The 9,756-nt window shown below is 66.4% G+C and carries 10 protein-coding genes and 2 pseudogenes; 9 read left to right on the top strand and 3 right to left on the bottom strand.

Going from position 1 to position 9,756, the window contains the following annotated elements:
* A pseudogene (locus tag LPZ50_RS16625) lies at nucleotides 1-377 on the bottom strand (SPOR domain-containing protein); the annotation flags it as partial.
* A 53-nt stretch (nucleotides 378-430) separates the two neighbouring features.
* Complete coding sequence (gene folC, locus LPZ50_RS16620) at nucleotides 431-1,738, bottom strand: bifunctional tetrahydrofolate synthase/dihydrofolate synthase (protein WP_230662759.1); 1,308 nt, start codon at nucleotides 1,736-1,738, stop codon at nucleotides 431-433.
* Between the two features lie 162 nt (nucleotides 1,739-1,900).
* On the opposite strand from folC, the gene LPZ50_RS16615 reads away from it, so the two are divergent.
* The 4 genes from LPZ50_RS16615 to LPZ50_RS16600 all read left to right on the top strand — a co-directional run bounded on the left by LPZ50_RS16615 (nucleotide 1,901) and on the right by LPZ50_RS16600 (nucleotide 5,713).
* Nucleotides 1,901-2,302, top strand: coding sequence for a cupin domain-containing protein (locus LPZ50_RS16615; protein ID WP_230662757.1), 402 nt, complete (start codon nucleotides 1,901-1,903; stop codon nucleotides 2,300-2,302).
* 62 nt (nucleotides 2,303-2,364) lie between these two features.
* Nucleotides 2,365-3,330 carry a Bug family tripartite tricarboxylate transporter substrate binding protein gene (locus tag LPZ50_RS16610; RefSeq protein ID WP_230662755.1) on the top strand — a complete coding sequence of 322 codons (966 nt, stop codon included), beginning with the start codon at nucleotides 2,365-2,367 and terminating at the stop codon, nucleotides 3,328-3,330.
* The gene (locus LPZ50_RS16605) at nucleotides 3,327-4,547 is read left to right on the top strand and encodes a CaiB/BaiF CoA transferase family protein (protein ID WP_230662753.1); all 1,221 of its coding nucleotides are present in this window, start codon (nucleotides 3,327-3,329) and stop codon (nucleotides 4,545-4,547) included. Before LPZ50_RS16610 ends, LPZ50_RS16605 begins: the two co-directional genes overlap by 4 nt.
* On the top strand, nucleotides 4,547-5,713 hold the full coding sequence (locus LPZ50_RS16600) for an acyl-CoA dehydrogenase family protein (RefSeq protein WP_230662751.1): 1,167 nt from the start codon (nucleotides 4,547-4,549) through the stop codon (nucleotides 5,711-5,713). Before LPZ50_RS16605 ends, LPZ50_RS16600 begins: the two co-directional genes overlap by 1 nt.
* A 34-nt stretch (nucleotides 5,714-5,747) precedes the next feature.
* Here the strand turns inward: LPZ50_RS16600 and LPZ50_RS16595 are convergent, their stop codons facing one another.
* On the bottom strand, nucleotides 5,748-6,485 hold the full coding sequence (locus LPZ50_RS16595) for an IclR family transcriptional regulator (protein WP_230662749.1): 738 nt from the start codon (nucleotides 6,483-6,485) through the stop codon (nucleotides 5,748-5,750).
* A gap of 129 nt (nucleotides 6,486-6,614) precedes the next feature.
* Between LPZ50_RS16595 and LPZ50_RS16590 the strand changes: the two genes are divergently transcribed.
* From LPZ50_RS16590 to LPZ50_RS16570, 5 genes and pseudogenes are all read left to right on the top strand, one after another.
* Nucleotides 6,615-6,989, top strand: coding sequence for a flagellar protein FlaG (locus LPZ50_RS16590; RefSeq protein ID WP_230662747.1), 375 nt, complete (start codon nucleotides 6,615-6,617; stop codon nucleotides 6,987-6,989).
* Between the two features lie 91 nt (nucleotides 6,990-7,080).
* The gene (gene fliD / locus LPZ50_RS16585; RefSeq protein WP_230662745.1) at nucleotides 7,081-8,454 is read left to right on the top strand and encodes a flagellar filament capping protein FliD; all 1,374 of its coding nucleotides are present in this window, start codon (nucleotides 7,081-7,083) and stop codon (nucleotides 8,452-8,454) included.
* A 27-nt stretch (nucleotides 8,455-8,481) separates the two neighbouring features.
* Nucleotides 8,482-8,907, top strand: a complete 426-nt coding sequence (fliS, locus tag LPZ50_RS16580) for a flagellar export chaperone FliS (RefSeq protein WP_230662743.1) — start codon at nucleotides 8,482-8,484, stop codon at nucleotides 8,905-8,907.
* 42 nt (nucleotides 8,908-8,949) lie between these two features.
* Nucleotides 8,950-9,300: a flagellar protein FliT gene (locus tag LPZ50_RS16575; protein WP_230662761.1), complete on the top strand. Its 351-nt coding sequence runs from the start codon at nucleotides 8,950-8,952 to the stop codon at nucleotides 9,298-9,300.
* A 43-nt stretch (nucleotides 9,301-9,343) separates the two neighbouring features.
* Nucleotides 9,344-9,756: pseudogene (locus LPZ50_RS16570) on the top strand (flagellar hook-length control protein FliK); the annotation flags it as partial.

The following is a 9,756-nucleotide window of genomic DNA, read 5'->3' as shown; positions in this document are numbered from 1 at the left end:
TGCGCCGTGGCGGCGGGCGGGGTGGAGACATCGGGAGGCGCGGGCGGCTCGGCCGGCGCTTGCGCGGCGGGAGGCTGGCCAGGTTGAGGCGCCGGTTCGACGCCGTTATCGGCGGATGCGGGCGGCGACACCGAGGGCTGGTACGGCGTATTGCGGTCCGGGATGCGGATGGGAATGTCGTCTGCCACCGGCACGGGCTCGGAATCGAGCACCATGGGCAGCACGATGATGGCCGCCAATACCAACGCCACGGCCCCGGCCAACCGGCGACGGGCGCGAGCACGAAGTTCCGCCGCCTGGGCTTCGCTGGAGACCGACGGACGCGGCCTGGAAGACGATGCCTGCGAGGCGGAATCTTTGCGAGTGAACAATCCCATGAAAAGGAATTCCTTGCGACCTGATCAGAGCCGGCGCCCTGCCTGCCCGGAGCCTACGCTTTGCGGCCCAGCGACTGCAAAACCGAGGCTACGGTGAGAAATGAGCCGAATACTACGATTCTATCACCCTCGCCCGCCCGTTCCCGGGCCGCGGCGTACGCGGCAGCCGGGTCGGCATAGGCTTGGACGGTAGGCGCGTCGCTGCCCGCGGGCGCTTTGGCCACCAACGCCGCGACATGGCTGGCCAGATCCTGGCCCGAAGTACCGCGCGGCCCTGCCAGGCCCGCGCAGTACCAGTGGTCGACACGGCTGCCCAGCCTGGCCAGCACGCCGTCGATGTCTTTATCATTCAGCATGCCAAAGACCGCGTGGGTGTACGGGTGGAAACTCATGTTGTCGAGGTTCTGCGCCAGCACGGCCGCGGCTTGCGGGTTGTGCGCCACGTCCAGGATGACGGCCGGCTGGCCGGGCAAGATCTGGAAGCGGCCCGGCACCGATGCCTGCAGCAGGCCCACGCGCACCGCCTGCTGGGGCACCGGCAGGCGATCGCGCAGCGATTCCAGCGCGGCCAGCGCAGCGGACGCATTCAACAACTGATTGGCGCCGCGCAGCGCGGGGTATGCCAGGGCATTGCGGCGCTGGCCGCGCCCTCCGTAGGCCCATTGCTGGCGATCGCCCGAATAGTTGAAATCCTGGCCGAATAGCCACAGATCGGCGCCGATCTGGTGCGCGTGGTCCAGCAGCGTCTGGGGCGGTTGCGGGTCGCTGCAGATGGCGGGCCGGCCGCCGCGATAGATATGGGCCTTTTCCAGGCCGATCAGTTCGCGGGTGTCGCCCAGCCAGTCGGTATGGTCCAGGTCGACACTGGTAATGATGGAACAGTCGGCGTCAATGATATTGACGGCATCCAGGCGGCCGCCCAGGCCGACTTCCAGCACCACCGCGTCCAGGTTCGACTGCGCGAACAACCGCAGGATGGCCAGCGTGGTGAACTCGAAATACGTCAGGGTGACATCGCCGCGGGCCGCCTCGACCGCGGCGAACTGCTCGGCCAGGACTGCATCGCTGGCGATCTCGCCATTGACGCGCGCGCGCTCGTTGAAATCGATAAGGTGGGGCGAGGTATACAGCCCCACCCGGTAGCCCGCTGCCAGCAGTATGGCTTCCAGCATGGCGCAGGTGGAACCCTTGCCATTGGTGCCGCCCACGACGAACTTGACGCAGTCCAGCCGCAGGTCCAGCCGTTGGGCAACTTGCTTGACGCGGTCCAGGCCCAGGTCGATGGCCTTGGCATGAATGGACTCGAGATACTGCAGCCACTGCGGCAGCGGGGTGGCGGCATCGAGACGGGGGGCAGGCATGAATACACACTGAATAGGCAGAGGCGGCAGTGTAGCAGCCGGGCGCCGCGTTCTACCCCAAAGGCCCTGCCGGCACCCCGCCCATCAGGGAAAGTCCGCTTGCCTGTTTTTTTCTCATGTATGAAAATAATTTCACAGACAAGAAATTCAGGAGCACACCGCATGTCCTCATCCCCCCGCTGGCTGGTACGCGAAGCCGAGGTGCCGGGCTATCACCCGGCCAACCATACCGGCACGCTGAACCGGCGCCTGATCGGCGCGGAAACCGTGGGCGCCAAGCACGTGGAAGTATTGCTGGGCGTCATCGAAAAAGGCCAGGGTGCCCTGCCCCATGCCCACCCCGGCATCGAACAAGTGTGTTATCTGCTGGCGGGCACGGCGCGGGCGCAGGTGGGCGACGAATCCGCCGACATGGTTGCCGGCGACTGCTGCTACTTCCCTCCCGACGTGCCGCATGTATTTACCGTGACCAGCGACGAACCCGCCCGGTTGCTGGTGATTTATTCGCCCCCTTACGAAGAGTCGCCCGAACGGGTCATACGCAACTTCGCGGCCCCCGCCTGAGCGGGCGCCTTTTCAAGCCAGGCGGCCGACAGACGCCGCCATATTTACCAGGAGACGTTTCCATGTTCTTACGTACTTTGTGCGCCGTTGCCATGGCCGGCGCGGCCCTGGCGGCAACCGCCCCCGCGCAGGCCGCCTACCCCGAAAAACCCATCAGCCTGGTGGTGCCATTCCCGGCCGGATCCGGCACCGATGCCGTCGGCCGCATCTTCGCGGCTGAACTGGGCAATATCCTGGGCCAGCAGGTAGTCGTGGAGAACAAGCCGGGAGCCAATGCCACCATTGCCGCCAATTACGTGGCGCGGGCCAAGCCCGACGGCTACACCCTGTTCGTCACGACCAATACCTCGCATTCGGCGGCACCGTTCCTGATGAAGAACGTGCCTTACGACCCGGTCAAGGACTTCACACCCATCGCCCGGGGCGGCAACCTGCCCTTCATTCTGGTGGTGAATCCCAAGCGCCCCTACAAGAGCGTGCAGGAATTGGTGGACTACGCGCGCAAGAACCCCGGCCGCGTCACCTACGCCACCGGCAACAGCACCGGCATCGTGGCCGGCGGCACCCTGGCCCGCCGCGCCAGCATCGACATCCTGCACGTGCCCTACAAAGGCACGCCGCAGGCCCTGACCGACCTGGTCGGCGGCCAGGTGGATTTCATGTTCACCGACCTGGCCTCGGGCCTGCCCTTCGTCCAGTCGGGCCAGTTGCGCGCGTTGGCAGTATCCACGGCCGAACGCAGCACCATCGTGCCCGACCTGCCCTCGATGCGCGAGGCCGGCGTGGCCGACTTCGACCTGAATTCCTGGAACGGCTACTTCGGCCCGGCCGGGCTGCCGCCCGAGATCGTGGCCAAGCTGAATGCCGCCATCAACCAGATCGTGTCCAACCCCGACGTGCGCAAGCGCCTGGCGGCACTGGGGTTCGACGCCTTCAGCGGCACTCCGGAAAGCTTCGCCACGTTTGTCAGCGAACAGCGTGACCTGTGGGGCAAACTGATCAAAGACGCGGGTATCCAGCAGCAATGACTTCCACTGCAGAAACCGCCGGCCCGCTGGCCGGCGTGCGCATCCTGGACCTGAGCTCGGTGGTCATGGGCCCCTATGCAACGCAGGTGCTGGGCGACCTGGGCGCCGACGTCATCAAGGTGGAATCGCCGGCGGGCGACAACATGCGCGCGGTGGGGCCCATGCGCAATGCCGGCATGGGCCATCTGTACCTGCACCTGAACCGCAACAAGCGGTCCATCGTGCTGGACCTGAAGACCCAGGCGGGCCGCGAGGCCTGCCTGAAGCTGGCCGAGGGGTGCGATGCCTTGCTGTACAACATCCGGCCGCAGGCCATGGCCCGGCTGGGGCTGTCGTACGACGCCGTGGCGGCCCGCAACCCGCGGCTGGTGTACGTGGGCGCATATGGGTTCGGCGAGAACGGCCCCTATGCCGGACGGCCGGCCTACGATGACCTGATTCAGGGCCAGACAGGCATCGCCGACCTGTTCCGCCGCCAGAGCGGCGACGTGCCGCGCTATGCGCCCCTGACGCTGGCCGACCGCGCGGTGGGCCTGCATGTGGCCATCGCGCTGGTGTCGGCGGTGCTGCATGCGCGCGGCCTGGGCCGCGGCCAGGCGGTGGAAATTCCCATGTTCGAGGGCATGGCCCACATGGTGCTGGGCGACCACCTGGGCGGCGCGACCTTCGACCCCCCGCTGGGCCCCACGGGGTACAACCGCCTGCTGGCCGCGCATCGCCGGCCCTACGCCACGTCCGACGGCTACCTGTGCCTGCTGATCTATAACGACAAGCACTGGCGCAACTTCTTCGCACTGATCGGCCGCGCCGACCTGGAACAGGATCCCCGCTTCTGCACCCATACCGCGCGCGCCCGCCACATCGACGAAGCCTACGCTTTCGTGGCCGAGGTCATGCGCACCCGCAGCAGCGCCGAATGGCTGGCCGACCTGGCCCGCGCGGATATCCCCGCGGCGCGGCTTTATTCAGTAGACGACCTGATAGACGACACGCATCTGCAGGCCACCGGTTTTGTACGCACGCTGGACCATCCCACCGAAGGCCGCCTGCGCACGCCCGCGCCGCTGGGACGCTACGCCGGCACGCCCACGGACATCCGCCGCCCGGCGCCGCGCCTGGGTGAGCACAGCCGCGAGATCCTGCGCGAAGCAGGCTGCACCGACGCCGAAATCGACGCGCTGATAGCCGCGCGCGCCACCCAAGAAGGAGCACTTTGATGGACTTTGAATTCTCGTCCGACCAACTGGCGCTGCGCGACGCGATCTCACGCGTCTGCGAGCGCTTTCCGGACGACTACTGGCTGGAGCGCGACCGCGACGGCGGGTTTCCGCACGATTTCCACGCCGCGCTGGCGCAGGATGGCTGGCTGGGCATCGCCATGCCGCAGGAATCCGGCGGCGCCGGCCTGGGCATGACGGAAGCGGCCCTGATGATGCAGACCATCGCCGCATCCGGCGCGGGTTTCGCGGGGGCATCGGCGGTGCACATGAACATCTTCGGCCTGAATCCCGTGGTGGTGTTCGGCACCGCCGAACAGCGCCAACGCTGGCTCGAACCCCTGATCGCCGGGCGCGAGAAGGCGTGTTTCGCGGTGACGGAACCCGACGCGGGCCTGGACACGACCAAGCTGTCCACGCGCGCCGAGCGGCACGGCGACGAATATGTGGTGCACGGGCGCAAGATCTGGATTTCGACCGCGCAGGTGGCCCACAAGATGCTGCTGCTGGCCCGCACCACGCCGCTGGCGGACGTGGCCAAGCCCACTCAGGGCCTGTCGCTGTTCTATACCGACCTGGACCGCGAGAAAATCGAAGTCCGCGAAATCGAGAAAATGGGCCGCAAGGCAGTGGACTCGAACATGCTGTTCATCGACGGCCTGCGCATTCCCGCGGCCGATCGCATCGGTGAAGAAGGACGGGGCTTCGAATACATTCTGCACGGCCTGAACCCGGAACGCATCCTGATCGCCGCCGAGGCCGTGGGCATCGGCCGCGCCGCCCTGGACCGCGCCGTGCAGTATGCGGGCGAACGCACCGTGTTCGGGCGGCCGATAGGCCAGAACCAAGGGATCCAGCACCCGCTGGCCCAGGCCTGGATGCAGCTCGAGGCGGCCAATCTGATGGTGTTCAAGGCCGCCAGCATGTACGACGCGGGGCTGCCCTGCGGCCCGTATGCCAACAGCGCCAAGTACCTGGCCGCCGAGGCCGGCCACAATGCCTGCCAGACGGCCGTGCTGACGCTGGGCGGCATGGGATATGCCAAGGAATACCACGTGGAGCGGTTGCTGCGGGAAAGCTACATTCCGCGCATCGCGCCGGTAAGCCCGCAACTGATCATGTGCTTCATCGCGGAAAAGGTGCTGGGGTTGCCCAAGTCATATTGAAGAGCCCGGCCCGCCCAGGGCCTTTGCGCGGCCCTCAGCCGCGCTGTTCCAGTGCCGTGCACGCCGCCCGCAGGATGCGGGCGTACTCTTCCTGCTGCGGTTCTATGCGGTATACGGGGCCGCCCACCGAAATGGCGTAGGTTTCGCCTGACAGGGTCACCGGCCAGGCAATGGCGCACACGTCCGGAATGGATTCGCCCAGGTTCATGAACCAGCCGCGCTGGCGGGAGGCCTCCAGGTCGGCGTTGACTGCCTCGGGGGTGGCCAGGGTGCGGTCGTTGTGGCGGACCAGCGGCTGGCGGGCCAGCAAAGCCGCGCGGGCTTCCGGACCCAGGGTGGACAGCAGCGCCTTGCCCAGCGAATTGGCATGCAGGTCGCGAAATTCGCCGGCAACCGGCGCGTAGCGGATGGTATGGGGCGAATCCAGCACTTCCAGGTACACCACCCGCCCCTCGCCATTGAGCTTGCCGAACACGATGGTTTCCTGGGTCGCGTCTCGCAGTTCCACCAGGCTGGGATAGACGCGGTCCAGCACGGGGTCGGCCCGCGCGATGCGCTGCGCCATGGCCAGCAGGCGCCCGGTGGGGTAGTAGCCCTGCCGGCGGCCGGTTTCGTACAGGTAGCCCAGGTCGGACAGCGTGCGGATCAGGGCCAGGCAACTGGAGACCGGCACGTCCAGCAGGCGCGCCAGTTCCGATAACGGCAAGGCGCGCCGCTCGCGGGCGTAGGTCTCGATGATTTCGATGACGCGCAGGGCCGTCTTGACGCTCATGGGCAGGAAACCGGGTTGGCGAAAGCCGCGGACAGCTAAAGTTCCGTCCGGCGGTGCCGTAATGGTAGCTGAGAAATCCCTTCAAACCCGTGTCGGGCGTTCCAACATGCCCTTCTGACTGGAGAGAATATGGCTGTCAGCCCGCTCGCCCCCGCCCCTCTTGCGCTGCCTGCCGTGGCTGTCGCGCCGGTTCCGCCAGAGCCGGCCGTGGTCGTGACCCCAGCGGCCGCATCCGCCGACAGCGGCGGCGCGCAAGATGCGGCGGCGGGCACCGGCCAGCCCACCCTGCCGCTGGAACGCGCGATGGAAGAAATCAACCAGCAGTTGCGCGCCTGGAAAACCCAGTTGCAGTTCGAGATCGACCCCAACGTGCACCAGGTAGTGGTCACCGTGGTGGACTCGGAAACCGGAGAAAAGTTGCGCACCATTCCGTCGGACGCATTGTTGCGAATTGCCCGCATGATCGTGCAAATGCAGGGCAAGGCCGTTCAAACCACCGCCTGAAAGCGGCAAATTAGACCGCCCTTGTGCCCTTCCCCGTTCGATCGCACGACACGGCTTTTTGACAGAATTGCTTAGCTAGAAAGGAATATCCATGGCCTCCATCACCTCGCTCGGTTCCGGTTCCGGCCTGACCAACCTGGAAGACATGCTCACGCAGCTTCAAGAAGCTGAAGAGACCAGGCTCACTCAGATCACCGCCCGCCAAACCAGCTTCAAGACCCGCATTTCCGCGTACAGCAAGATCCAGAGCGCGGTCGAGGCCGTCCAGAAGGCCGCGGCCGCGCTGAGCGATTCGGCAACCCTGGGGGCCGTGAAAAGCAATGTGAAAGGCGAAGGGCTCACGGTGAAAACCGAGGCCGGCGCGGTGGCGGGCGACTACCGTATATCCATTTCCGAGCTGGCCGCCGCGCAAACCCTGAAGTCGGGCGCGGTGGAAGACCGCAAGGCCCAGATGGGCAGCGGCGGCAGCCTGGAAATCACCCTGGCCGACGACAGCACCGCCACGGTAGAACTGGGTTCGGACACCTCGCTCGACGGCGTGGCCAAGGCCATCAACAGCAACGACGAAGCCGGCGTGCGCGCCACCATCATTACCGATGGCAACGGCGACAGCTACCTGATGCTCACCAGCAAGACCACTGGCGAACAGGCTGCCGTGAAAAGCATCTCGTCCGACAACAGCGCAGTGCAGGCCGTGGTCGGCTACGACGCCGCCGCGGCTTCGCCCATGAGCGAACAGCAGGCCGCCAGGAACGCCGTGATCAGCATCAACGGCATCACGGTGGAAAGCCAGTCCAACACCATCAGCGAAGCCATCGACGGCGTTACGCTCGAACTCACGGCCACCACCGCTGCCGACGAGTCCATCACAGTGTCGGTCACCACCGACCCCACGGTGCTGTCCAAGGCCGTGAAGTCATTCGTGGACGCCTACAACGCCCTGCAAACCACCATCGGCGATCTGACTGCCTTCGACGTCAGCACGGAATCGCAAAGCGCCCTGACGGGCGACGGCACCACCCGCAACATCCAGTCCGGCATCGCCGGCGCGCTGCGCGTAGTGGGCAGCGAAGGCACGCTGCGTACGCTGAGCCAGTTGGGCATCACCACCAACCCCACCACCGGCAAGCTCGAGCTGGACCAGGAAAAACTCGACAAGGCGCTGGCCGACAATCCCGCCGACGTCAACCGGCTGTTTACCGGCCCCGGCGGGCTGTCTGAAAAGATGAAGGCAGCCACCGACAGCATTCTGGGTTCGTCCGGCTCCATCAAGACACGCACCGACGGCCTGCAGGACACTGTCGATTCCCTGCAAGACCAGTACGACCGCACCAAGGTGTCCATCCAGGCCACCATGGACAACTATCGTGCCCAGTTCACGCGGCTGGACACCCTGGTTGCCCAGATGAACAACATCAGCAATTACCTGACGCAGCAGTTCAATGCGCTGTCCAAGTCCCAATAAGCCCACATTCCACGCAGGCCATCCATCATGACCTACGCCGCGCGCCGTCCCGCGGGCTATGCCGCCCGCTCTTACATCGACATCGGCCTGGAAACCCAGGTGATGAGCGCCAGCCCGGAACGCCTGGTCACCCTGTTGTTCAGCGGCGCCCGCGCCGCCATCGCCCAGGCTCGCCTGCACCTCGAGGCGGGCCGGGTGGCCGAGCGCGGCATGGCCATTTCCAAGGCTACCCGCATCGTGGACGAAGGCCTGAAAACCGGGCTCAACATGGAAGCCGGCGGCGATATCGCCGTCAATCTGGCCAATCTGTATGACTACATCGTACGCACCCTGCTGCTGGCCAACCTGAAAGGCGATGCGGCCCACCTGGACACCGCCGACCGCCTGCTGGCCGAACTGGCGCAAGCCTGGCAAACCTCCAACGACCCTTCCGCCGGCACCGTGCCGGCCTGACCCTGAACGCCTTCAAGGCAAGCGCCAATGCGCGAGACTCTTATGACGCCCCCCACGGGCCACGCTTCTGTCCTGGACATCTACCGGGAAATCGCCACACTCACCGACAGCATGCTTGCCGCCGCCCGGGCTGGCGACTGGACTGCCGTATTGGCCTGCGGCCAGCGCTATTGCGAATGGGTCGAGCGATTGCGCAGCGTCGACGCCGTCATGCCGCTGGACGCCGCGGGCAAGGAAACCAAGTACGAACTGCTGGTACGCATCCTGGAAAACGACGCCGCGACACGCGACCTGGCCATTCCGCAAATGGCGCGCCTGAGCGAATTGCTGGGGCGCATGAAGCGCCAGCAGTCCCTGCTATCGGCGTACGGCGCGCCCACGCCCGCCGCATGACGGCCAGAACTCTATTCCGGCAGCGGCGGCCGGGGCGGCGAACATGAGCGTCGGTCCATCGGCGCTGGGAACCGTGCTGGTGCAACGGCTGGACGCCGTGCTGGGCACCACCATGGCGGCGCATGCCAACCTGATTTCGGGCGCGCGTCCGAATGCCGTGGCACAGCCCGGCGAAACCGTGCGCCCCGGCCAGACTGACCCCACCGGCCGCAACCCTCGGACGCCGGTCGACGCCGCGGGCCCGCGCGGGGAACGCGGCACCACGGTGGCCGACACCAAGACTGCCGAGGCCCAAGGCCAGGCCGCACGCAATCTGGTCACGCGCAGCGATACCACCGCTTCGGCCCCCACCACGCTGGGCCAGACGGCGCGCACCATCCTGGCCTTGCTGGCGCTGTATCCGGAACAGGCGCCCCCGGCGCAGGGCAAGGTGCCGCTCTGGCAGCCCGCCACGGC

This window comes from Bordetella petrii, from assembly GCF_020991325.1.
GTDB lineage: Bacteria > Pseudomonadota > Gammaproteobacteria > Burkholderiales > Burkholderiaceae_B > Bordetella_A > Bordetella_A petrii_E.
Note: the sequence above shows the minus strand (reverse complement) of the source record. Positions and strands in the feature narration are given on the sequence as shown.